The organism is Neisseria sp. P0006.S004 (assembly GCF_051963015.1).
In the GTDB taxonomy this organism is placed as follows: Bacteria; Pseudomonadota; Gammaproteobacteria; order Burkholderiales; family Neisseriaceae; genus Neisseria.
Window position 1 is genome coordinate 136,927 of record NZ_JBQCUS010000003.1, and the last position, 20,739, is coordinate 157,665.

The 20,739-nt window shown below is 49.6% G+C and carries 27 protein-coding genes; 16 read left to right on the plus strand and 11 right to left on the minus strand.

The annotated features are described in order from the left end of the window. From ACTHR2_RS05815 to ACTHR2_RS05845, 7 genes are all read right to left on the minus strand, one after another. On the minus strand, positions 1-1,812 hold the full coding sequence (locus ACTHR2_RS05815; protein WP_440375468.1) for a virulence factor TspB C-terminal domain-related protein: 1,812 nt from the start codon (positions 1,810-1,812) through the stop codon (positions 1-3). Beyond that, the gene (locus tag ACTHR2_RS05820) at positions 1,802-2,104 is read right to left on the minus strand and encodes a hypothetical protein (protein ID WP_440375469.1); all 303 of its coding nucleotides are present in this window, start codon (positions 2,102-2,104) and stop codon (positions 1,802-1,804) included. The genes ACTHR2_RS05815 and ACTHR2_RS05820 overlap by 11 nt, the downstream gene beginning before the upstream one ends. 8 nt (positions 2,105-2,112) lie before the next feature. Beyond that, positions 2,113-2,334, minus strand: coding sequence for a hypothetical protein (locus ACTHR2_RS05825; RefSeq protein WP_107831975.1), 222 nt, complete (start codon positions 2,332-2,334; stop codon positions 2,113-2,115). Positions 2,335-2,428: 94 nt separating this feature from the next. Further along, positions 2,429-2,698, minus strand: coding sequence for a hypothetical protein (locus ACTHR2_RS05830; RefSeq protein ID WP_107831976.1), 270 nt, complete (start codon positions 2,696-2,698; stop codon positions 2,429-2,431). Positions 2,699-2,703: 5 nt separating this feature from the next. Continuing rightward, the gene (locus ACTHR2_RS05835) at positions 2,704-3,600 is read right to left on the minus strand and encodes a rolling circle replication-associated protein (protein ID WP_440375470.1); all 897 of its coding nucleotides are present in this window, start codon (positions 3,598-3,600) and stop codon (positions 2,704-2,706) included. Further along, positions 3,597-3,815 carry a hypothetical protein gene (locus tag ACTHR2_RS05840; RefSeq protein WP_440375471.1) on the minus strand — a complete coding sequence of 73 codons (219 nt, stop codon included), beginning with the start codon at positions 3,813-3,815 and terminating at the stop codon, positions 3,597-3,599. Before ACTHR2_RS05840 ends, ACTHR2_RS05835 begins: the two co-directional genes overlap by 4 nt. Positions 3,816-3,975: 160 nt before the next feature. Then, positions 3,976-4,779 carry an outer membrane protein assembly factor BamD gene (locus ACTHR2_RS05845; protein WP_003680807.1) on the minus strand — a complete coding sequence of 268 codons (804 nt, stop codon included), beginning with the start codon at positions 4,777-4,779 and terminating at the stop codon, positions 3,976-3,978. Here ACTHR2_RS05845 and rluD point away from each other — a divergent pair. The 6 genes from rluD (at position 4,778) to ACTHR2_RS05875 (ending at position 9,538) form a co-directional block, all read left to right on the plus strand. Next, positions 4,778-5,902, plus strand: coding sequence for a 23S rRNA pseudouridine(1911/1915/1917) synthase RluD (gene rluD, locus ACTHR2_RS05850; RefSeq protein WP_070588446.1), 1,125 nt, complete (start codon positions 4,778-4,780; stop codon positions 5,900-5,902). The two genes, ACTHR2_RS05845 and rluD, sit on opposite strands and share 2 nt — an antisense overlap. Positions 5,903-5,984: 82 nt before the next feature. Next, the gene (gene pgeF, locus ACTHR2_RS05855) at positions 5,985-6,755 is read left to right on the plus strand and encodes a peptidoglycan editing factor PgeF (protein WP_263336788.1); all 771 of its coding nucleotides are present in this window, start codon (positions 5,985-5,987) and stop codon (positions 6,753-6,755) included. A gap of 120 nt (positions 6,756-6,875) precedes the next feature. After that, positions 6,876-7,355, plus strand: coding sequence for an LPS assembly lipoprotein LptE (locus ACTHR2_RS05860; RefSeq protein ID WP_049359748.1), 480 nt, complete (start codon positions 6,876-6,878; stop codon positions 7,353-7,355). Beyond that, positions 7,355-8,356 carry a DNA polymerase III subunit delta gene (holA, locus tag ACTHR2_RS05865; RefSeq protein WP_440375472.1) on the plus strand — a complete coding sequence of 334 codons (1,002 nt, stop codon included), beginning with the start codon at positions 7,355-7,357 and terminating at the stop codon, positions 8,354-8,356. The genes ACTHR2_RS05860 and holA overlap by 1 nt, the downstream gene beginning before the upstream one ends. A 146-nt stretch (positions 8,357-8,502) precedes the next feature. After that, a complete protein-coding gene (locus ACTHR2_RS05870; protein ID WP_003746427.1) occupies positions 8,503-8,922 on the plus strand; it encodes a hypothetical protein in 420 nt (139 codons plus the stop codon). A 91-nt stretch (positions 8,923-9,013) separates the two neighbouring features. After that, complete coding sequence (locus ACTHR2_RS05875; RefSeq protein WP_440375473.1) at positions 9,014-9,538, plus strand: RDD family protein; 525 nt, start codon at positions 9,014-9,016, stop codon at positions 9,536-9,538. A 94-nt stretch (positions 9,539-9,632) separates the two neighbouring features. Here ACTHR2_RS05875 and ACTHR2_RS05880 read toward each other — a convergent pair whose 3' ends face one another. The 3 genes from ACTHR2_RS05880 to ACTHR2_RS05890 form a co-directional block, all read right to left on the minus strand. Next, positions 9,633-10,868: a beta-ketoacyl-ACP synthase gene (locus tag ACTHR2_RS05880; protein ID WP_263336815.1), complete on the minus strand. Its 1,236-nt coding sequence runs from the start codon at positions 10,866-10,868 to the stop codon at positions 9,633-9,635. After that, positions 10,862-11,590, minus strand: a complete 729-nt coding sequence (gene fabG / locus ACTHR2_RS05885) for a 3-oxoacyl-ACP reductase FabG (RefSeq protein ID WP_440375474.1) — start codon at positions 11,588-11,590, stop codon at positions 10,862-10,864. The genes ACTHR2_RS05880 and fabG overlap by 7 nt, the downstream gene beginning before the upstream one ends. Before the next feature lie 65 nt (positions 11,591-11,655). Continuing rightward, positions 11,656-12,144, minus strand: a complete 489-nt coding sequence (locus ACTHR2_RS05890) for an ApeP family dehydratase (protein WP_440375475.1) — start codon at positions 12,142-12,144, stop codon at positions 11,656-11,658. Positions 12,145-12,254: 110 nt separating this feature from the next. Here ACTHR2_RS05890 and ACTHR2_RS05895 point away from each other — a divergent pair, with 110 nt between their 5' ends. From ACTHR2_RS05895 to ACTHR2_RS05935, 9 genes are all read left to right on the plus strand, one after another. After that, on the plus strand, positions 12,255-13,016 hold the full coding sequence (locus ACTHR2_RS05895; RefSeq protein WP_440375476.1) for a beta-ketoacyl synthase chain length factor: 762 nt from the start codon (positions 12,255-12,257) through the stop codon (positions 13,014-13,016). Further along, a complete protein-coding gene (locus ACTHR2_RS05900; RefSeq protein ID WP_440375477.1) occupies positions 13,013-13,771 on the plus strand; it encodes a lysophospholipid acyltransferase family protein in 759 nt (252 codons plus the stop codon). The genes ACTHR2_RS05895 and ACTHR2_RS05900 overlap by 4 nt, the downstream gene beginning before the upstream one ends. Continuing rightward, positions 13,768-14,028, plus strand: coding sequence for a phosphopantetheine-binding protein (locus ACTHR2_RS05905; protein ID WP_003680822.1), 261 nt, complete (start codon positions 13,768-13,770; stop codon positions 14,026-14,028). The genes ACTHR2_RS05900 and ACTHR2_RS05905 overlap by 4 nt, the downstream gene beginning before the upstream one ends. Positions 14,029-14,040: 12 nt before the next feature. Continuing rightward, positions 14,041-14,289: an acyl carrier protein gene (locus ACTHR2_RS05910; protein WP_308111724.1), complete on the plus strand. Its 249-nt coding sequence runs from the start codon at positions 14,041-14,043 to the stop codon at positions 14,287-14,289. A 72-nt stretch (positions 14,290-14,361) separates the two neighbouring features. Beyond that, positions 14,362-14,901 (plus strand): hypothetical protein, encoded by a 540-nt coding sequence (locus tag ACTHR2_RS05915; protein ID WP_440375478.1) that lies wholly within the window; start codon positions 14,362-14,364, stop codon positions 14,899-14,901. 59 nt (positions 14,902-14,960) lie between these two features. After that, positions 14,961-15,380, plus strand: coding sequence for a hypothetical protein (locus tag ACTHR2_RS05920; RefSeq protein ID WP_440375479.1), 420 nt, complete (start codon positions 14,961-14,963; stop codon positions 15,378-15,380). A gap of 347 nt (positions 15,381-15,727) precedes the next feature. After that, positions 15,728-16,108 carry a hypothetical protein gene (locus ACTHR2_RS05925; protein WP_440375480.1) on the plus strand — a complete coding sequence of 127 codons (381 nt, stop codon included), beginning with the start codon at positions 15,728-15,730 and terminating at the stop codon, positions 16,106-16,108. Positions 16,109-16,142: 34 nt separating this feature from the next. After that, complete coding sequence (locus tag ACTHR2_RS05930; RefSeq protein ID WP_440375481.1) at positions 16,143-17,846, plus strand: AMP-binding protein; 1,704 nt, start codon at positions 16,143-16,145, stop codon at positions 17,844-17,846. Positions 17,847-17,882: 36 nt separating this feature from the next. After that, on the plus strand, positions 17,883-18,971 hold the full coding sequence (locus ACTHR2_RS05935) for a methyltransferase (RefSeq protein WP_440375482.1): 1,089 nt from the start codon (positions 17,883-17,885) through the stop codon (positions 18,969-18,971). A 91-nt stretch (positions 18,972-19,062) separates the two neighbouring features. Here the strand turns inward: ACTHR2_RS05935 and ACTHR2_RS05940 are convergent, their stop codons facing one another. Continuing rightward, entirely contained in the window at positions 19,063-19,719 is a 657-nt protein-coding gene (locus ACTHR2_RS05940; protein ID WP_440375483.1) for a cytochrome b/b6 domain-containing protein, read from the minus strand. 53 nt (positions 19,720-19,772) lie between these two features. Between ACTHR2_RS05940 and ACTHR2_RS05945 the strand changes: the two genes are divergently transcribed. After that, positions 19,773-20,654, plus strand: a complete 882-nt coding sequence (locus ACTHR2_RS05945) for an NAD(P)H-hydrate dehydratase (protein ID WP_440375484.1) — start codon at positions 19,773-19,775, stop codon at positions 20,652-20,654. Positions 20,655-20,739 lie beyond the last annotated feature (85 nt).

Below are 20,739 nucleotides of genomic sequence, written 5' to 3' on the forward strand. Positions count from 1 at the left end.
TCACAATTCCTTTACGGATTCATATACAAAATAGGCGCAGGTCAGCACGCATATGGCGATGAAGATGGGGCGCAGTTTGCGTGCCAAGTCGCACAGCGGATCATAGCTGAACTCTACCTGTCCCAATGCGCCGAAATCGACGGAGCGAGGAGCGGGACACGTCCCGTCAGACTGGAATACGTTCAAAGGCTTGAAATTAAGGTCTATTGTCTGTTCAGGTAGTTTTATGTCTTCGTAGGTCGCATCACCACTTGGCATACATTGCGCAGTATTTGGGTTTTGCTGACAAAAATTCTGCTGCTGATTCTCTTGGTTTTGATTTTGCTGCCCTGTAGGATTGTTCGGCGTTGTAGGTGTATTCGGGCTATTGGGTGTGTTTGGCGTGTCCGGACTCTCCTGTCTGCTCGGTGTTGTCTTTTCGGGCTTATTCGGTGCTTCTGGACTGTTTGGCTTTAAATCTGGACGCGGTACATAATCAACGCCGACAGTGCCGTCTTGATTCATTTTGAATCTTGTTTGTTGAGGGGTACTGCTACCTTGTGGAGTATATGGCGCAGAAAGTGCGGTATCAGGGCTAAATGTGCTTGACTCTGCAGATTGATTCATAACGCCCATTTTTGACAGTTGATTCATCAGCTCCGCATGGTTTGTCTGATTGTTTTCCAACATGCGTTTTAAGATGTCTAACATCTCTTTTTGTGTCAGCATGAAGTCTGATTGATTTACTTGATCAGTATGCTTAGCTGCATTGGGAATATTGGGACTGCCTGCGGGGTATGATCTAAGCTCGTAATAGACTCTACTATTATTAGACAGATTTTCAATTCCTAAACTAATTACTGACGGATTTTCTAAACCAGTACTAATCGAGTTATAAAAATTGTCATTCGTTATAAAACCGTTTGAATATATACTTAAATTAGAGTTATTTGAATAAACCTTGAAACTTTTATATGTAGTTGATGATTCAGATTTGTACATGTTTGGTTGGAAACTCTTCATAAGAATTAAATCATAAGCATAAAGACCTTTTGCTTTGGCTTCTTCTTCTCTTTTCTGTTCCTCTTTTTTCTGTTGGTCTTGTTGTTGCGCTTTTTTTGCTGCTTCTGCTGCTTTTTTAGCTGCTGCTTGTGCTACTGCTTTTTGATAATTGCCTTCGGCTTCTGCTTGGCGTTGGGCTTGTGCTGCTTTCTGAATCGCATTAGATATTTGTTCTTGTGATGCCCCATCTCTTAATCCTGTTTTGTCTAAAAAAGAATTAATACCTGACCCGAGTCCAGTAATATCTAGTTTAGATAAACCTGTCAGAATTGCACCGACACCATTACGCGCAGCCATAGCCCAATCGCCATTTTTTATGTCTCTATATGTCCAAGCTGCATAATCAGAACCAATAGCCCCACCCATAGCAGTAGCACCGGCCAATGTCCCACCCAATACAGTTTCAACTTTACCAACATTCACCCGTTGATTAACATTTGTGTTCATCGTGCCAGTTTCGCCATATCGGCCTGTAACCGTTACAGTTTTGCCTTGGCTACCATTAATATTTCCGCCATTTTTAGTTACTGTCGGTTTGCCGTTGTTCTGTACATCAACTTTCCAAATGCCTGTTTTTGGATCGTAGCCACGACGTTGCAGGGCTTGGTCACTTGGGAAACCTGCGTTTTGATGTTGTGCCGGCGGGGGCAATCCTACTTCTGCCCATGCCTGCCCTACGACCAAGAACGAGCCAAGACATACAGAAAGACGGCTAATGTTATGGGCTTTACAATACCCAATAAAAATGCTGATTCGGGTGTCATTCTTCATTTCTTTCTCTCTGCCATAAAACCAGTTTCACAATAACGACAACGGCAAAGACGGCAATCATGGCATACATCATCTGTGTGCCTATTTGTTCGCCGAAACGGTAATATTTCATGCTGTCGCACTGCGGAAATTGAAGTTTTACGGTCTGTTCGTTATAAGTCCAAGTCTGTCCGTTAAAAACGAGGTGATGCAACACCCCGTCTTTGTCTATGGTCGGTACGACTTGGGTCATCACTTCGTTTGTTGCCTGCTCTGCCGTTTCATGACAGATTCGACCGACCTGATAACCCATGTTGCACCTTATGCGGAACGTTTCACAGCGGATTTGATAACACTGATTGAAACGGCTGCAACGGCGAGGGCAATCGCTACAGCACCGACGGCAATAATGCCTGTTTTCAACGCGCCCAATTCGGTTTTAGCGGCATCAACCAGGCCGTTATCATCGGCAAATGCCAATACTGGCAATGCTGCAACGGTTACAAATGCGGCTGCTTGTTGAAATTTGGTTTTGATACTCATGATGTTTTCCTTTATGGAGTTAAAAAAATGGTTATGGCGGTGTTTCGGGGTCAAGTCAGGGGACACCGCCGAACCCCTGAATTTTGTTTGTGCGTTAACGTTCGTCCGAGTAATAAACGTTGTCTTTAAAGGCGCGCGGGTAGATTTCCAGCGTTACGACTTGGTCGCGCTTGAAATGCTGGTATTTTTCAGGGTGCTTTGTACGCACTTCGCAAAGCTGCGTGCCATCGTCACTGCGGACGAGCAGGCCGATATAGTGGACTTTGATGTATGTGCCGTCCGCGTTTTTGCGCTCTTTGACAAAGGCGCGGTCAAATGACGCGGTTACAAAAAAGCCTTGTTTCGGGGTTTGGTTTTCGCTCATGCTGGTTACTCCATGTTTACGATGATTTCGCGGTTTTTAAATGCCCATTTCGGGCTTAGGACAAAGGCCAAAACGGTGTTGTAATTATCTTGGGTAATGCTGGGTAAGGCTGCGCGGTGTTTCCATTCGGCCACCATGTTCAGATAGCTTTCTACCTGCTCAACCCACTTTTTTAACTTGCGTCTCCACTCTTTCGAGCCTTTGGACACGAAAGCAAAATTGCTGTTTGCTACTTTCCACACGGATTTTTTGTCCATGCTGGTACGAACGAGCCGATAGCCTTTGTCTTCCGGCAGGCGGCTGTTGATATGTTTGCTGATGTACTTGGACACATACCGCGCCAAGCCTTTGCTGTTGGTCTTGACGGGCAGCAGTTCGGTACGGCCAAAGCCGTATTTGTGGACGTTTTCGCGGAGCAATGCCCACAGTTGGCGCAATGCTGGATTTGCCGAGCTGTAACGGCCTGCGGCGATTTCGCGGAAATTCAGGCCGCGCCGTATATCGACACGGGTATTTACGATTAGGTGGAAATGGATACGGCCTTTCTTCGTGCGCTCATATACGCAGACGTATTCAGAAAAGTGGCGTTTGAGGAAGTTGGTTCTCAAGCTGTGAAAACGGCGTTGCGCTTCTTTCGGGTCGGTTACGTCATCGGCAAATGTCAGGGTTAAAAAGCCGACTTTGTTCAGGCCAAAGGCTTCAATGAACGCTTTGACGTTCATTTCTAGGGCGGTAGTGGATTTTTTGTAAGAAGTGGAAAACTCGTTCAGCGTGTCCGCTTTACGGTTTTCATACTGACTTGGCAACTGCTTGATTTCGCCGCTGTTTGCGGTCTCAATGCAGTTGTTACTATTTAGACAAGGAAGAGCGCGTTCCGCGCTTGCTGAAGCTGAACGGTTCATGATTGCACCTCCGCCATCAGTGCGGATACTCTTAATTGACCGTATAAATCGGCTTCGCCGTAAGTGATTTGGGGATTGTTGGGATTGCGGATAGAAAAAGCTTTGGTTTCCAAGCAATCAAACGTTCCGCAGGTATCGGAAAACAGGCGGAAGATGTAGGCAACGGGATTTTTTTCGGGTTGCGGTGTAATTGTGTAGTAAGCAAATTTTAACATTTCAGACCCCTTGAAAAGTCGGCTAATCGGAACTTGTCAAGGGGTTTGGTTTGAAATTTACACTCCCTTAACGGAGTGCAATATATAAGGCCGTCTGAAAACCAAATGCATAGCTGCATCATTTTCAGACGGCCTTATTCATGCCTGAACAACCCGACGCTTAGCGCCAGTAACGCCACCAAGGCATATCGTCAGATCGCCATTCGTGTTGCAAGAACGGGCTTTGCGGGAAGTTGGTTTCCAAAACACGGCGTGTATCGGCAGCCAGTTGCGGCTTGTCCAGTTTTTTGTATGCCAATTCCATCATCGCCAAAGCTTCTTCGACGTAACGGGTATTTTGGTAACGGCTGACGATTTTTTGCGCACGGTTGGCCGCTGCAACATAAGCACCGCGTTTCATGTAATAACGCGCCACAGATATTTCGTTACCACCCAAAGCGTCCACCAGTTTGGCCATACGCTCGGTTGCATCGGCAGCGTATTTGCTGTTTGGATAACGTTGAACCAACTCGGCAAACGCCTGATAAGCATCGCGGTTGGCTTTCGGGTCGCGGTCGGACCAGTCTTGGGAAGCCAGCTTGTTCAAGAAAGACTGGTCTTCGTTAAACAGGACCAAACCTTTCAAGTACAGCGCGTAGTCCATATTCGGATGTTGCGGATGATGGCGTTGGAAGCGCGCAATGGCAGCCAAGGCTTTTTCCGGCTCATCGTCTTTATAATAGGCATACGCCGTATCCAACTGGGACTGCTGGGCATAGCGGCCGTTTGGAAAACGGGACTCTAAAATTTCGTATAACTTGACAGCTCGCGTATAATTGTTGCTGTTCAATTCGTCTTGCGCTTCGGCATAAAGCTTTTCCACACTCCAATCTTGAGTAATTTGGGCGTCTTTATCGATTGTGCCTTTATTTGCGCAGGCACTCAGTGCCAAACCTAAAGAAACTACTAAAAGAATTTTTTTCATGCAGAATACTTCCTTTGATAACGAAGCCGATTATAGCGATGATTTAGACTTTCCGTCATCCCCTGAAACAGAAAGTTGTGTTAATTTGACCGTTCCGCTCGAAATGGCGGGCGGAAGACTGGATGCCGTATTGGCCAAACTCATGCCCGACTACTCGCGCAGCCGCCTGAGTTCGTGGATTAAAGAGGGTGCAGTCATTGTAAACGATAAGCCCGCTCAACCCAAAGATAAAATGATAGGCGGTGAATTGATTGCCGTTACGGTACGTCCGAGCGAAGAAAACCTCGCGTTCACACCCGAACCGATGGATTTGGACATCATTTATGAAGACGATACCGTCATCGTCATCAACAAACCGGCCGGATTGGTCGTCCATCCTGCCGCAGGCAACTGGAGTGGCACCCTGCTCAACGGCCTGTTGGCGCACTGTCCCGAATTAAGCCAAGTGCCGCGTGCGGGCATCGTACACCGTTTGGACAAAGAAACCAGCGGCCTGATGGTGGTTGCCAAGACCTTGCCAGCGCAAAATTCATTAGTTCAACAGCTTCAAGAGCGCACAGTCAAACGCATTTACCGCGCAGTCGCCAACGGCATCGTTCCTTTTGACGGCAAAATCGAAACCCAAATCGGCCGCGATCCGCATAACCGCCTGAAAATGGCAGTCGTCAAATTCGGCGGCAAACCTGCCATTACCCATGTCAAAGTGTTGGAACGTTATCTGGCACACAGCTACATCGAATGCTCGCTCGAAACCGGCCGCACCCACCAAATCCGCGTTCATATGCGCGAAGCCAACCATCCGCTGGCCGCCGACCCTGTTTACGGCAACCTGCGCCATCCATGCAGCGACGCAGTTAAAGAAGCCGTCAAAGCCCTCGGTGCACGCCAAGCCCTGCATGCCTACCGCTTGAGCTTTGTCCATCCGAAAACCGGCGAAACCGTTTCTTTTGAAGCACCTATGCCTGACGATATGTACCACCTGCTTTCCGTCCTGCGTTTGGAAGCCGGTTTGGATTCGTCTTTAAGTAATGAGGAAGAATGGCAGGAGAAATTCGGTACGGACGATGACGATGATTGGAATGAAGACGACTACGATGTCGAAGTCGTTTATGTAAGGGATTAAACCCATTTTTCAGACGGCATAAAATATTATTTCAGGCCGTCTGAAATCAATCCGTTCCAATATTCAGCGATTCAAAGATTTTATGAAAACCATCACAGAAACCCTAAACCTCGCCCCGCAAAGCAAGAACTTTTTGACTGCCGACTGGCCTGCCCCTGCCAATGTTAAAACGCTTATTACCACGCGCAACGGCGGTGTCAGCGAAGGCGTGTACCGTAGCCTGAATGTTGGTTCGCACGTCGGCGACAATCTGCAAGCCGTGTTCCGCAACCGTGAAATCGTGCAGGAACAAGTCGGCCTGCCCGTTGCCTACCTTAATCAAATCCACAGCACCATTGTTGTGAACGCCGCCGAAGCATTAGGCAATACGCCCGACGCCGATGCCTCAGTTGATACGACGGGTACGGTCGCCTGCGCTTCAATGACTGCCGACTGCCTGCCCGTCCTGTTTTGCGACAAAGCAGGGACGGTGGTTGCAGCGGCCCATGCGGGTTGGCGCGGTTTGGCCGGCGGCATTTTGCAAAACACCATTGCGGCAATGAAGGTCGAGCCGTTGGAAATCATGGCCTATCTCGCCCCTGCCATCGGCCCTGATGCGTTTGAGGTGGGGCAAGATGTATTTGATGCGTTTTGCACCCCCATGCCGGAAGCTGCCGATGCGTTTGAAGACATCGGCGGCGGCAAATACCTTGCCGATATTTACGCTTTGGCGCGCATGGTTCTGCACCGCGAAGGCGTGAACATGATTTATGGTGGCACCCATTGCACCGTCTTGGAACGCGATACTTTCTTCTCCTACCGCCGCGACGGACAAACCGGCCGCATGGTCAGCCTGATCTGGTTGGAAAAATAAGATTTGCACCATCAAAGACAAGGCCGTCTGAAATACTTTCCGTTTACGGTTTCAGACGGCCTAAACATTATTCGTTATAATCCGACGATACCGTAACCGGTTTCAACGAAGGAATATCCAATGAAAAAAATCCTATTGCCTGCACTCGCCCTATTGCTTGCCTCTTGCGGTTTCCACCTGAAAGGCACAGGCGTGACTTCTCAGCCGCTGCCTTATCAAAACTGGCATGTAGAAGGCGGATCCGTCATGCAAAAAGCGCTGGAAAATGCCTTACGCCGTGCCGACGGCCATCCGGTTAGCGAAGCTGAATCACAAATCACCCTGCGCGTTGTCGACTTTCAAAAACGCCGCGACATCTACACCATCACCCGCGCCGCCGCAATCAACGAATACCTGCTGGCCATGACCGTCAAAGCCCAAGCCTTCCGCAACGGCGAGCCGGTTGGCGAACCGATGGAAGTTAAGGTGCACCGCACCATGGACTACGCTGACAGCGAAGTTTTGGGCAAACAAGAAGAGGAAGAAACCATTTGGTCTGAAATGCGCATCGATGCAGCAGATCAAATCGTCCGCCGCCTGACTTTTCTGAAGGCGCAATAATGGCTGCCGCGCCCATTGAGAGCCTGCGCCCCGATACGCCGCTCAAGCCGTTGTACATCATCCACGGCGAAGAGGATTTGTTGCGCATCGAGGCATTGGATACGCTGCGCGCAGCCGCAAAAAAACAAGGTTATCTCAACCGCGAAGTCTATACCGCTGAAAACAATTTTGACTGGAACGAGCTGTTGCAAAGCGCCGGCAGCGCAGGTTTGTTTGCCGATTTGAAACTACTGGAAATCCACATTCCCAACGGCAAACCCGGCAAAAACGGAGGCGATGCCCTGCAAGCCTTCGCCGAACGCCTGCCCGAAGATACGGTTACGCTCATCCTCCTACCCAAGCTTGAAAAAGCGCAAATCCAGTCCAAATGGTTTTCCGCATTGGCAGGCAAAGGCATCGTCTTAGAAGCCAAAGCCGTTGCGCCACATGCTTTGCCGCAATGGATACAGGGCCGTCTGAAACAGCAGGGTTTGGATATCGAACCAGAAGCACTCGCCCTTTTTGCCGAGCGCGTCGAAGGCAATCTTTTGGCCGCCCGTCAGGAAATCGAAAAACTCGCCCTGCTCCATCCCCAAGGCCATTTGATCAATATTGCCGACGCAGAGGCCGCGGTTGCCACCGTCGCCCGCTTCGATGTATTCCAACTGGCAGGCGCATGGATGAAAGGCGATGCCCTGCGCGTTTCCCGTTTGCTGGACGGTTTGGAAGAAGAAGGCGAAGAGCCGGTTTTGCTGTTGTGGGCGGTTGCCGAAGACATCCGCATCCTAATCCGCCTGACTGCCGCACTCAAGCAAGGCCAAAACATCCAAAGCCTGCGCAACAGCCTGCGTTTATGGGGCGACAAGCAGACCCTTGCACCGATGGCGGCCAAACGTATTTCCATCAACCGCCTGCTCGATGCGCTCAAAACCTGCGCCAAAATCGACCGCATCATCAAAGGCGCGGAAGAAGGCGATGCATGGACCGAGTTCAAACAACTCGTTACTTCGCTGGCCGCTTGAAACCGTTGCCACGCGTCAAGAAACTTGCACGCAATACGCCCCAAAAACAGAAAATACTGTAAAATAGCGTAAACTTAAATTCAGGCCGTCTGAACCTCGCATTCCAGACGGCCTCTTCCAGCAAAAAACAAGGAAACACCAACCGTATGGATAATAAAACCAAACTTCGTATCGGCGGTCTGGCTCTGCTGACCACTGCCGTATTAAGCCTCATCATCGTTCTGATCGTCGATTCATGGCCGCTGGCCATCCTGTTGGCCGTCATCATCGTAGCCGCTGCCGCAGGCGGTTTCGTTTGGACTTCACGCCGTCAGCAACGCCAATTCCTCGAGCGCCTGAAAAAATTCGACATCGATCCGGAAAAAGGCCGTATCAACGAAGCCAACCTGCGCCGCATGTACCACAGTGGCGGCCAACATCAAAAAGACGCGATTACCTTGGTTTGCCTGTCGCAAAAATGTTCCGTTGACGAAGCGCACGCCATCTTCAAAAAACGTCCGACCCGTCAGGAAATGAACCAAATGGCTGCCCAACAGGCACGCGGTCAAAAACGTCCACATCGCTAATCCCGACAGTAACAGGCCGTCTGAACATCCCACTCCGTTTCAGACGGCCTGTTTTTATTTCCATCAAACCCATTTCCGTTTCCATCGCATTATGACCCGTCTTCCCACCGCCCCACTCAAACGCCGCCTCGCCGCACTGGTTTACGAACTTCTGCTGACCGGCGCCGTGACCAGCATTGTTGCCCTTGCAGCCGGTATTGTCGCTATCTTTCTCAATCCCGTTTCCACTCGCCTGTCCATGCTGACAACCTGTCTGATTCTGTTCTACGCATGGTGGCTCTACTTCCGCGCCAACTGGCACAAAAAAGGCCAAACCCTCGCCATGCAGACATGGAAGATCGGCTTGGCTGATAAAAACGATACCCAGCCGCCCCTGCCGCAGCTGCGCCTGCGCTTTATTTGGGCCAGTATTTTTATTGTCTTCATTCCCCTGTTTGCCTACGCCGGATTGCGCCATCTGCTCAATATACCGCCCAAAGGCGCATTCGGCGCAGCGCTCATTTGGCTTATCCTGCCATGGGGTTTCGCCCTGTTCCATCCCGACCACCAGTTCCTCTACGACTTCTTGGCCGGAACAAGGCTGGTAGATTTGAATCAGAAGAAAACAAACGAATAAAATCCAAAAGCGGCTCAATCCGTAAATAAAATAAAGGCCGTCTGAAACTCAAGATAAGTTTCAGACGGCCTTTAATCATGAAATCAAGCAATGATTATTCTTGCCAACGTTTGAACACCAGCGAAGTATTGACGCCGCCAAAAGCAAAGTTATTACTGACCACATAATCGGTTTGGATCTCGCGTCCGCCTGTTTGAATGTAATCCACCTTGCCGCAACGCGGATCGATGTTTTCTAAATTGACGGTCGGCGCAAACCAGCCGCTGTTCATCATTTCGATAGTGAACCAGGCTTCCAACGCGCCACACGCGCCGAGTGTATGGCCGAGGTAGCTTTTTTGCGAACTCATGGGGATGAATCCGAACACGGCCTCGGTCGCCAATGTTTCGGCAATATCGCCCTTTTCGGTCGCCGTACCGTGACCACTGACATAGCCGACTTTGTCGGGCGTAATACCGGCGTCTTTCAGCGCAAGCTCCATGCATTTTTGCATGGTTTCTTTTTGCGGTTGGGTAACGTGGCTGCCGTCGCTGTTGGCACCGTAGCCGACAAGTTCGGCATAGATTTTCGCACCGCGCGCACGGGCGTGTTCCAATTCTTCCAATACAAAAATGCCTGCGCCTTCGCCGATGACCAAGCCGTCTCGGGCGTTGTCGTAAGGGCGCGGCGTCAGCTCAGGTTCGCCGTTACGACGGCTGGCGGCATAAAGTGAATCGAAAACATAAACTTCGGACGGACAAAATTCTTCGCCGCCGCCGGCCAGCATCATATCAATCAGGCCGTATTTAATCGCTTCGTAGGCATAGCCTATGCCTTGGCTGCCGGAAGAGCACGCGCTCGAAGTCGGGATAATGCGGCCTTTCAAGCCGAAGAAAATGCCGATATTGGCGGCAGTCGTATGCGGCATCATGCGCACATAAGTATTGGCGTTGAAATTGCGCGATGTGCCTGTTATCAAAAGTTCGCCCATATCGCCGATGTCTTTGGTACTGCCGACAGATGAACCGCACGCCACGCCCATACGGCCGTCGGTAATGCTTTCATCACCCAGCAAACCCGCATCCGTCAAGGCTTGTTCCGCCGCATCGACACACAAATGCGACACGCGCCCCATGCTTCTGAGCTGCTTGCGTGTCCAGTGCTCTGGAGGGGAATAGCCTTCAATCGGCGCACCCAGTTGCGCTTCCAATTCAGGAAAGCGTTCGCTCCAGTCCATGTGTTTGACTGCGTTTTTTTCGGCTTTAAAGGCCGTCTGAATACTTTGCCAATCACGGCCGAAGGCGGTAATACCGCCGATACCTGTTACAACGACTCTTCTGGTATTCAACACAAACCTCCGTTCACAGCAATCACTTGGCGCGTAATGTACGCCGCTTTTTCATCCATCAAAAAACGCACCGCATGCGCCACTTCCTCGGGCAATCCCATACGCGCGGCAGGGACGGCTTTTAAGATTTCTTCGACAGGCACGTTCTCATCGATAATATCGGTATCGATAAGGCCCGGCGCCACGCAGTTGACGGTAATTTTACGTTTTGCCAACTCAACCGCCAAAGCTTTTGCCGCGCCGATCAAACCCGCTTTGGACGCGCTGTAATTGACCTGACCGCGGTTGCCCGTCAAACCGGATACCGACGCCATACACACAATCCGTCCGGCTTTGCGGCGGCGGATCATCGGCATGGTCAAAGGGTGTAACACATTATAAAAACCGTCCAAATTGGTACGCAGCACCAAGTCCCAATCATCATCAGTAAACGCAGGAAACGCATTGTCGCGCGTCAGGCCGGCATTCAACACCACGCCGTAATATGTGCCGTTTGCCTCAATGTCGGCAGTCAACATTTCACGGCAGGCTTCGCGGTCGGACACATCAAACTGCAACACGCGCGCGTTTCTACCCAATGTACGGATTTCTTCCGCAACAGCTTCCGCTTCATCACGGCGGCTGCGGCAGTGGACGACAATATCAAAGCCGTCCTGCGCCAAACCAAGCGCGACGGCTTTGCCGATACCGCGATTAGACCCTGTAATTAAAATAGTTTCACTCATACGTTTTCTCACTATATCGACAGGCCGTCTGAATCTTTGTCTTTTCAGACGGCCTTGTAAACGGTTTAAATGACTTGACCGTCTTTCGGACTGTACACATTTAAAGAAGCTTTTGCCAGTAAACCGTCCGGCGGCAACAGATGCTTCACATCTTCCGGCGCATCCGTCCAGCGCAACTCGCAATCAAATACGCCCATGCCGCCCAAATCCTGAATGGACACATGCGCCCTGACTTCCAGCTCAGTACCGACAGGCACGGAATCGGCAAACAAATCCAGCTTGCGCGTTCCCAATAAAAAACCCAAGCGTACAGGCTCTCCGGCCTTTAAAGCCTCAATACCTGCAAACGCGCCTATACCCTGCGCCATCAATTCCATATAAGCCATAGACGACAACACGCCATCCTGCAGCAAAATATGCTTGTCGCCAACCGGCGCACGGCAAACCGTATAGTCATCGCCAAATTCTTTCACACAGTCGATAAGCACCATATGTCCGCTGTGCGGAAGTAGCGACGCCACATCATAAATCGGGGCACTCGGTATTGAAGGCATAAAATGTCATCCGGGAATAAATTACGTTACAATATGCATTATAACAGAGCCTAGCTTTTACTAACCCATTTCATTACAATGTATGAAAATGTAAAACATTGAAAGACATCATGCCTCAAAACGTTTGCCGTTTCAGCTTCAATATCGCCGCATGGCAGGCCTCCTCCAGCAAAATCAGTACGCCGGAGCAATGGCAGGACTGGGCGCAGGGAAAACTCGATACCACCTCCCTGCCGGAGTGCAAACCCGCGCTCTCCTTTTTGCCGCCTATGCAACGCCGCCGCTTGGGAAAAGCAGCACGCTTGGTTTGTGATGCCGCATGGAATCTGGCCGACCAATATCCCGAAAGCGTACCGGTTTACGTTTCGCACGACGGCGAAAGCAACCGCAGCTTTGAATTATGGCAAGAGCTTTTGAACATGCATACCGTCTCGCCGACCTCATTCGGTCTATCCGTCCACAACGCAACGATTGGACAATGGTCGATGTTGCGCGAAGACATGAGCGAACATACCGCGTTGGCCGTTGCCGCCGATTCCTTTGAAACCGCGTTGACCGAGGCATTCGCGCTTTTGCAAGACGGCGCGCCGTCTGTTTTAGTGATTGTCGCCGATGATCCGTTGTCCGAAGACTATCCTGTCTTGGCTACACGTGCGCCGTTTGCCTATGCATTGGCACTGGTCATCACAAAGGGCGAAGACTATACCTTAAGCTTGGAAACCACATCCGCAAGGCCGTCTGAAAACCCTAAAGATACAACAGTCGAGCCCTATTGGAGCAGCTTGGAGTGGGTACGCTTCCTGCTTTCAGACGGCCGACAACACACGCAACAATATATCGGTAGAAACTGGCACTGGCAGAAAAACGCATGAAGACTTTAGACTATTTCCGTCGCTTTTTTGCCACACTCTTCGGCTTTATCCTTTTCGGCGTTGCAGGCGTATTGTTCAAAATCGCACTTTTGCCCTATACGCTCAAATCGACCAAAGGCGACATCAAACGCCAACTTGAAGCAAGGCGCATGATAGGCAAAGTTTGGCGTTTCTTCGTCGGCTACCTGCAATGGTCGGGCGTATTGAGCGTCCGCTTCAACGGCTTAGAAAAACTCGGCAGGCCCGGCCAGCTCATTCTTGCCAACCATCCCTCGCTTTTGGATGTCGTCTTGCTGATCAGCCATTATTCGGAGCCAAACGTACTGGTTAAAAAAGACCTGTTGCACAACCCCAGCATGAAAAGCCAGATTATCGCTTCCGGCTACATCCCCAACGATGAAAGCATGGAAATGCTGGAAGAAATCGATGCCGTGTTCAAAAGCGGGCAAAGTTTGCTGATTTTCCCCGAGGGCACGCGCACAGGTTGGGACGGACAGGTTAAAATGCACCGCGGCGCCGTATCACTCGGTTTGCGCAGCGCATCAGTCATCACGCCCGTGTGCATCAAGATGACGCCGCCCAATTTTAAAAAGGGGCAACCGTGGTACAAAATCCCACCGAAAAAAATTCATTATGAAATTACCGTCGGCGACGACATCCTGCCGGAAGAATGGCTGGCAGAAAAACCCCTACCCATCGCCGCACGCCGTTTAAACGAATACCTGCAAGACTATTTTACAAGGAAAACCACATGAGCAATTTAGAAAACCAAATCAAACAATTAATCATCGACAGCTTAGGTCTGGAAGACATTACCGTTGCCGACATCGGCAGCGAAGATCCGCTTTTCGGCGACGACGGCCTGGGTCTGGATTCGGTTGATGCATTGGAACTTGGTTTGGCCGTACAAAAAACCTTCGGCTTCCAGCTCGACGGTGAAAACGACAACCTGCGCGAAAACTTCGCTAATGTCAAAACACTGGCCGAGTTCGTCAAGAGCCGCCAAGCATAAGGGAGAGAGAAGATGACCGAACAAGAAGTACGCACCCTGCTGACCAATGCACTGGTTAACCTGTTTGAAATCGAACCGGAACGCATCAAACCTGAAACCAACCTCTACGAAGATTTGGAAATCGACAGCATCGACGCCATCGACCTTATCGACCACATCAAACGCGAAACCGGCCGCAAACTGCAAGCCGAAGACTTCCGCAATGTGCGTACCGTAGAAGACGTGGTTCAAGCGGTTTTGAAAGTACAACAAGATTCCTGATTTTGCTTTGAATCAGCATATTTTCAGACGGCCTTGTCAATCCGCAAGGCCGTCTGAAAATCAATCGCAACCATGAAAATACTAGGAAAACTCCTACTGACCCTTGCCAGCCTCGCCTATCCGCTCCTATGGTATTACGGCAGGGAAAACGGCGCATTTTTCTGGCTTGCCACGGCCATGTGTGTGTTATGGCTGATACGCGCCGCCATGCCGCAAACCACAGGCCAACGCATTACGGCGATTATCCTTGCTGCTTTTTTTGCGGCGGTACTGGTTTTCAGACGGCCTGACTCGATGTATTGGTATCCCGTCGCCGTCAATGCGCTGATGCTTGCCGTTTTCGGTGGCAGCCTATTTGCCAAACAAACCGTCATCGAACGCCTCGCCCGACTGCAACACCCCGACCTGCCGCCTGAAGGCGTGCGCCACACTCGACGAGTTACGCAAATCTGGTGCGCCTTCTTTATCTTCAACGGCGCAACCGCAGCCATTCTGGCAGGCTTGCAATATTACGACTGGTGGGCGGCTTATACAGGCATTGTGTCGTATGTACTAATGGGAATCTTATTTGCCGGAGAGTGGATTTATCGGAAATGGGTTTTGAAGGTGTAGGTCGGCTGGAAAACATCATGTACATGTTTCTGCCTTACCTTCCATTACAAAGATGATGATTGCAATCCATACCAATAACTAATTATCTTGATTTTAAAAATTACAATATTCGTACCCCCATTATGGAAACTATAAAAAATTTACTATCAAATTTCTTAAAAGCGCAAGAGGAAAAAATAAAACTTCCTACATTTATTACATTTTTAATTGCTTTCTTGGTATTTAAGATATGGATTTATTGGAAACCAATCAGCATCTTTCTACTTTCCACAACAAAAATTGAAGATAGAATTAAAACAATAGATGAAGAAATTAATTTGATTGAAAAAAATTTTAGCACCCATCCCTTCTGGCTAGCTATTTTCTTTTCTATAATCATAGCTGGTATCTACACAATTATATTTCCTTATATACAGCTTCATGTTGATAAATTGCTTTCCAGTATAAAAAAGAACATTTTGATATCTTTGCTGAATTAGAAACTGCAAAAAGAAAAAGGAATATCAAAATAGAAAAGGAAGAACAAGAATATAGAGATTTACAAAATAGAAATGCTAACGACAAAATCCTTGAAGAAAAACTGCGTAAAAAGGATGAGCAAATACTTTCCAAAGATAATCAAATATTAGATTTACTAGATAAGATTAGTAAATCCCAAGAGGATTTTAATAATCAGATAAATGAACTTGATAGAATTCATAATAATGAGATAGAAAATATTCATCACAATTACAAAAAGAAAATTGAACAGTTAAATCAAGAAAAAGATTCCTTAAGTGAAGAGATTTCATATATCTACACTAAAGAACAGGACAATCATCACCGGATGGAACAGAGGTACGCAGAACAACTATTTGACAAAGAGGATCAAATAAATGATTTATCGAGAAAAATTGAAAGCCTATCAAATGATCATAATAATCTGATAGAACGTATTAACGAGATGCATAGTAATGAAATATTAAGTATTCATACTGACTATCAAAGAAAAATTGAGAATTTAAACGATGTGATAGCTGAATTAGAAGATAAAATTTCAGTTATACAAAACCAAGCACAAATTGATTATAACGAGATGATGCACAAACACGATGAACAGCTTTACCTCATCCAACAAGATGCAAACTCTGAAAATGATAGACTGTTTAATGAAAATGAAAAATTACGCTCCGAACTAAAGCAACTTAAATCTAAAAACTCTTCGTAATTTAATCATTAATACATTTTTCGATTACCAAACCATGCACCTAACCCAAATCCTATCTCCCAACCTACCCCAACACGACCTTATCGCCACCCATCCGAATTGGACGCGTGCTGATTTCAACCGTGCGGTTTTCCATCTGTCAGGCCGTCTGAAGCAGGCAGGCGTGCAAACAGCCGCGTTGTGGTTTGACGATGCCGCGCTGTTTGCCTGTGCCGTGTTGGCAGTGTGGCATTCTGGCGGAAAGGTTCTATTGTTGCCCAATTTGGCGCAAGACAATTTGGAGTGGGGCAAAACGGCAGAAGCGTTTTTAACAGATTCAACAGATAAAAAGCTGTCTTCAGACGGCCTGAATATCTGGCACTTGCCTGATGTATTGACTCAAACAGAATCGGAAGGGCTGCACACCTATCCTGAAAACCATCTGATTCCCGACCATGCCGAAGCGTGGCTGAAAACATCAGGCTCCAGCGGCGAAGCGCAGATTATTGTGAAAACCGCCGCGCAAATGCAGGCAGAAGCCCTGACTTTGGCAAATACGCTGCCATTTGGGCAATACGGTGAAACCGTGGTCGGCAGCGTGATTCCGCAACATCTTTACGGCTTCACATTCCGCTTCGCACTCGCGCTGACAATGGGTTGGACTATGGAACGACAGCAGGCGGTTTATCCGGAAAACCTGCTTTCCAGCACGGCCTCACATGATAAAGTGGTTTGGATTGCCAGCCCGGCCGTACTCAACCGCTTGGGCGAAAACCGCAACTGGCAGAGTATCGGCCATAAAATTGCAGGCATTGTCTCAGCCGGCGGCGCATTGCCCGCAGCCACGGCGGATTTGCTGCAACAGGCTGCCGTCCGCCCGTTTGAAGTTTATGGCAGTACCGAAACCGGCGTGATTGCCTCACGTTGCGAACGCCAAGAATGGCAGCCTTTCAATGGCGTGGAAATCGGACAAAACGAAGAAGGCGCACTGTGGGCTTCTTCGCCTTGGTCGCCCGAACGCCGCCAAACAGCCGATTTGATCGAGCCGCAAGATAACGGTTTCCTGTTACTCGGTCGCCAAGACCGTATTATTAAATTTGAGGACAAACGCGTGTCGCTGACCCAAATCGAACACGAACTTTTACAACACCCTTGGATTGCCGACGCCCACTGCGGCCGTCATCCGCAACACCAACGCATTGCCATATGGGCGGCATTGAACGCAGACGGTATCGCCGCCTTGCGCGAGAAAGGCCGCGCTGCGGTTGCCGATACGCTCAAACACCATCTGGCCGCCACGCAGGACACCATCGCCCTGCCGCGCTACTGGCGTTTTACCGACAGCCTGCCGCGCAACGCCCAAGCCAAAATCGCTGCGGCGGATTTTCAGACGGCCTTTACTGTTGCCCAAACTTCGCCCGTTTGGTCGAAAACATCATCTGACGATGAAACCAATACCGAAACCTTCATCGGCCGCGTGCCTTTAGATTTGATTTATTTCAGCGGCCATTTTGCCACCTTCCCGCTGGTTCCCGGCGTGGTCGAGCTGCAATGGGTGCGCAACCTGATCGTGCCCCAGCCATGGGGCAAACAACGCGTCATCCGCATCGAAAATCTAAAATATCAGCAGTTTATCCGTCCTCATGATGAAGTGTCGGTAGAGCTGAAATACGATGAAGGCAAAAACAAACTGAGCTTTAAAATCAACAACGGAGAGCATCCGTGTGCATCAGGACGGATTGTGTTTGAGGCCGTCTGAATATACTTATTAACTTTTTAGTGGAAAACCAACAATATGCAACTCTTCCCCGCCCTAGAACAACGCTACTCCCACGAACACCAGTCCGCAGGCGAGGCTCAACGTCTGGCTCAAGAAATCGCTTTTGCACCGATTGTGTTCCAAGTTTCCCGCCTGATGGTGAAATTTGGCATTCTGGACCTGCTGAACGACCATCCAGACGGCCTCACTCAAGCCGAAATCGCTGAAAAAACGAAAATCAGCAACTACGCGGCACAAGTCCTGCTTGAAGCCTCGCTGTCTATCGGCACTGTCTTGACTCGCGACAACCGCTATTTCATCAGCAAGGCCGGTTGGTTTGTCCTCAAAGACAAAATGGCCCGCGTCAACATGGATTTCACGCAGGAAATCTGCTACCAAGGCATGTTTCATTTGGAAAAAACCCTACAAACCGGCAAGCCCGAAGGCCTGAAAGTATTCGGCGACTGGCCGACTATTTACGAAGGCTTGTCTTCATTGCCAAGCATCGCGCAAGAAAAATGGTTTGCGTTCGACCATTATTATTCCGACAACTCCTTCGCCGAAGCGCTCAACACCGTGTTCGCCAAACCGGTTAAAAAACTGCTCGATGTTGGCGGCAATACCGGCCGCTGGGCGGAGCAATGCGTCAACCACAATGCCGAAGTCGAAGTAACCATCATGGATCTGCCGCAACAAATCGGCTTGATGCGTGAAGCAACCAAAGGCAAAAACGGTGTGGACCGTATCCACGCCCATCCGGCCAACCTGCTTGATCCTGAAATTCCGTTCCCAACCGGTTTTGACGCGATCTGGATGAGCCAATTCCTGGACTGTTTCACCGAAGAACAAGCCACCAGCATTCTTCAACGCGCCGCTGCGTCCATGAGCGAACACACCAGCCTCTACATCATGGAGCCTTTCTGGGACAGACAACGATACGAAACCGCCGCCTACTGCCTGACCATGACCAGCCTGTATTTCACTGTCATGGCCAACGGCAACAGCAAAATCTTCCATTCTGAAGACCTGATCCGTTGCGTTGAAAAAGCCGGATTGAAAGTAGCGGAAATTTCAGACGGCATCGGCCGCGGCCACAGCATCTTGCGCTGCGTTAAGGCCGTCTGAACATCATCTTTTAAACCCTAAAAAGCAACCGACCCCAACAGCCATTGCAGCTATCGGGGTCGGTTTGTTTTTGGGTGTCCGCCTTAAAACATCAGCCGCGCAACATCCATACTGCGCACACTAACGCAATCGCTACCAACAAAGCGGCAAGCAGTTGCCCCATTCCGGCCAACTTAGGCTGCCGGGCATCGATGGTTTTAAAGCCGTTAATCATCGGCGTAATCAAATCCTGTTTTTTCACAAAGCGGTACAGCAAAACAGCCGCAATATGTACGCCCACTAAAACGGCCAAAATATTAAAGAAATTGACATGGATTTTTCGCGCCAGCGTACCGGCGTGTTCGCTGACCAAATGATTCAAAAAACCGGAATTGGTAAACGTATTTTCATCGGCGGCAAATAAGCCAGTGGCCGTCTGAAAAACCAAGGCGGCCAATAAAGCGATGACCATCAGCGCGCCCAAAGGATTATGGCCGACCAATTCGCCTTCAGACATCTGGCCTTGCGTATAGCGGCGGATTTCGGAAAATGGACGCACAAATCGGCTGAATTTTGCCGTATCGCTGCCCCATATCCCCCAACACAAGCGGAAAACCACCAACGCCAACATCAACAAACCGCCACGCAAGTGCCATACCAGCATATCGCCGCCTCGGGTGGCGCTGTACCACATGAATCCCATCAACAGCACCAAGAGCCAATGGAACAGGCGCGTAGGTGCGTCCCAAACTTTTATTTTTTGCTTCATTACCTTTTACTTTCTGATTTAAAATTAAATTTCTTATCTTGGAAGGTTACGCCATGCAGCCCATCTACACGCTTCCCGAATCGTTTCAAGCTTTTCAGACGGCCTTAGCATTTCCCGACGTATTCCGCTCCCGCGCCCAAGAGTCGCACAAAGGCACATACGGCACGCTTGCCATTATCGGCGGCGCAACGGGAATGAGCGGCGCAGTGGTTTTAGCAGCCACAGCCGCCATGTATCAAGGATGCGGCAAGGTTTGGGCAGGTTTCAACCAAGCCGCGCTGCCTTTTGCCATCATTCCCGAACGCCCTGAAATCATGCTGGCCACTGCGGCCCAACTGATGGAGCGCAACGATGTCAGCGCACGGGTAATCGGCTGCGGATTCGGTCTGGACAGATTATCGGAGCAGCTGCTGCCCGAAATCCTGTCGACACACCATGACCGGCCTTTATTGCTCGATGCAGATGCCTTGACACTGCTGGCCCGTTCTCCCGAATTAGCCGAACGCCTCAAATCGTACAAACATATCGTCCTGACACCCCATCCGGCCGAAGCCGCCCGCCTACTCGGTACCGATACTCAATCAGTTCAAGCCGACAGACAGAAAGCTGTAACCGCAATCAGCCAAAAATATGGCGCGACTGTCATATTGAAAGGCCATCATACATTAGTTGCCGCAACTGACGGCATGACCTATACCAACACCAGCGGCAATGCCGGTTTGGCCACCGCCGGCAGCGGCGATGTCTTAAGCGGTATGATCGGCAGCCTGCTGGCACAAAGCATTCCGGCATTCCAGGCCGCTTGTGCCGGCGTTTGGCTGCATGGTGCGGCGGCCGATGTCATCAAACACAGTAGCCAAATCGAAACCGGCATGCTCGCCGGAGAAATCGCACCTGCCGCCCGATGGCTGCGCAATATTTTATCAAAAGAGTAATACTGTCTATATCATAAATACAAATTGCAGGCCGTCTGAAAATCAATCTCTATTTTCAGACGGCCTGGTTTATTTTTAAGTCATT

Bases quoted from the DNA above. Each gene is read 5' to 3' on its own strand.
- ACTHR2_RS05875 (WP_440375473.1), top strand. From the start codon at position 9,014: ATGACCCGTCTTCCCACCGCCCCACTCAAACGCCGCCTCGCCGCACTG.
- ACTHR2_RS05830 (WP_107831976.1), bottom strand. From the start codon at position 2,698: ATGAGCGAAAACCAAACCCCGAAACAAGGCTTTTTTGTAACCGCGTCA.
- ACTHR2_RS05910 (WP_308111724.1), top strand. From the start codon at position 14,041: ATGACCGAACAAGAAGTACGCACCCTGCTGACCAATGCACTGGTTAAC.
- ACTHR2_RS05940 (WP_440375483.1), bottom strand. From the start codon at position 19,719: ATGAAGCAAAAAATAAAAGTTTGGGACGCACCTACGCGCCTGTTCCAT.
- ACTHR2_RS05820 (WP_440375469.1), bottom strand. From the start codon at position 2,104: ATGGGTTATCAGGTCGGTCGAATCTGTCATGAAACGGCAGAGCAGGCA.
- holA (WP_440375472.1), top strand. From the start codon at position 7,355: ATGGCTGCCGCGCCCATTGAGAGCCTGCGCCCCGATACGCCGCTCAAG.
- fabG (WP_440375474.1), bottom strand. From the start codon at position 11,590: ATGAGTGAAACTATTTTAATTACAGGGTCTAATCGCGGTATCGGCAAA.
- ACTHR2_RS05840 (WP_440375471.1), bottom strand. From the start codon at position 3,815: ATGTTAAAATTTGCTTACTACACAATTACACCGCAACCCGAAAAAAAT.
- ACTHR2_RS05935 (WP_440375482.1), top strand. From the start codon at position 17,883: ATGCAACTCTTCCCCGCCCTAGAACAACGCTACTCCCACGAACACCAG.
- ACTHR2_RS05845 (WP_003680807.1), bottom strand. From the start codon at position 4,779: ATGAAAAAAATTCTTTTAGTAGTTTCTTTAGGTTTGGCACTGAGTGCC.
- ACTHR2_RS05835 (WP_440375470.1), bottom strand. From the start codon at position 3,600: ATGAACCGTTCAGCTTCAGCAAGCGCGGAACGCGCTCTTCCTTGTCTA.
- ACTHR2_RS05905 (WP_003680822.1), top strand. From the start codon at position 13,768: ATGAGCAATTTAGAAAACCAAATCAAACAATTAATCATCGACAGCTTA.
- rluD (WP_070588446.1), top strand. From the start codon at position 4,778: ATGCAGAATACTTCCTTTGATAACGAAGCCGATTATAGCGATGATTTA.
- ACTHR2_RS05870 (WP_003746427.1), top strand. From the start codon at position 8,503: ATGGATAATAAAACCAAACTTCGTATCGGCGGTCTGGCTCTGCTGACC.
- ACTHR2_RS05925 (WP_440375480.1), top strand. From the start codon at position 15,728: ATGGAACAGAGGTACGCAGAACAACTATTTGACAAAGAGGATCAAATA.
- ACTHR2_RS05945 (WP_440375484.1), top strand. From the start codon at position 19,773: ATGCAGCCCATCTACACGCTTCCCGAATCGTTTCAAGCTTTTCAGACG.
- ACTHR2_RS05915 (WP_440375478.1), top strand. From the start codon at position 14,362: ATGAAAATACTAGGAAAACTCCTACTGACCCTTGCCAGCCTCGCCTAT.
- ACTHR2_RS05890 (WP_440375475.1), bottom strand. From the start codon at position 12,144: ATGCCTTCAATACCGAGTGCCCCGATTTATGATGTGGCGTCGCTACTT.
- ACTHR2_RS05930 (WP_440375481.1), top strand. From the start codon at position 16,143: ATGCACCTAACCCAAATCCTATCTCCCAACCTACCCCAACACGACCTT.
- ACTHR2_RS05825 (WP_107831975.1), bottom strand. From the start codon at position 2,334: ATGAGTATCAAAACCAAATTTCAACAAGCAGCCGCATTTGTAACCGTT.
- ACTHR2_RS05895 (WP_440375476.1), top strand. From the start codon at position 12,255: ATGCCTCAAAACGTTTGCCGTTTCAGCTTCAATATCGCCGCATGGCAG.
- ACTHR2_RS05815 (WP_440375468.1), bottom strand. From the start codon at position 1,812: ATGAAGAATGACACCCGAATCAGCATTTTTATTGGGTATTGTAAAGCC.
- ACTHR2_RS05900 (WP_440375477.1), top strand. From the start codon at position 13,013: ATGAAGACTTTAGACTATTTCCGTCGCTTTTTTGCCACACTCTTCGGC.
- ACTHR2_RS05860 (WP_049359748.1), top strand. From the start codon at position 6,876: ATGAAAAAAATCCTATTGCCTGCACTCGCCCTATTGCTTGCCTCTTGC.
- pgeF (WP_263336788.1), top strand. From the start codon at position 5,985: ATGAAAACCATCACAGAAACCCTAAACCTCGCCCCGCAAAGCAAGAAC.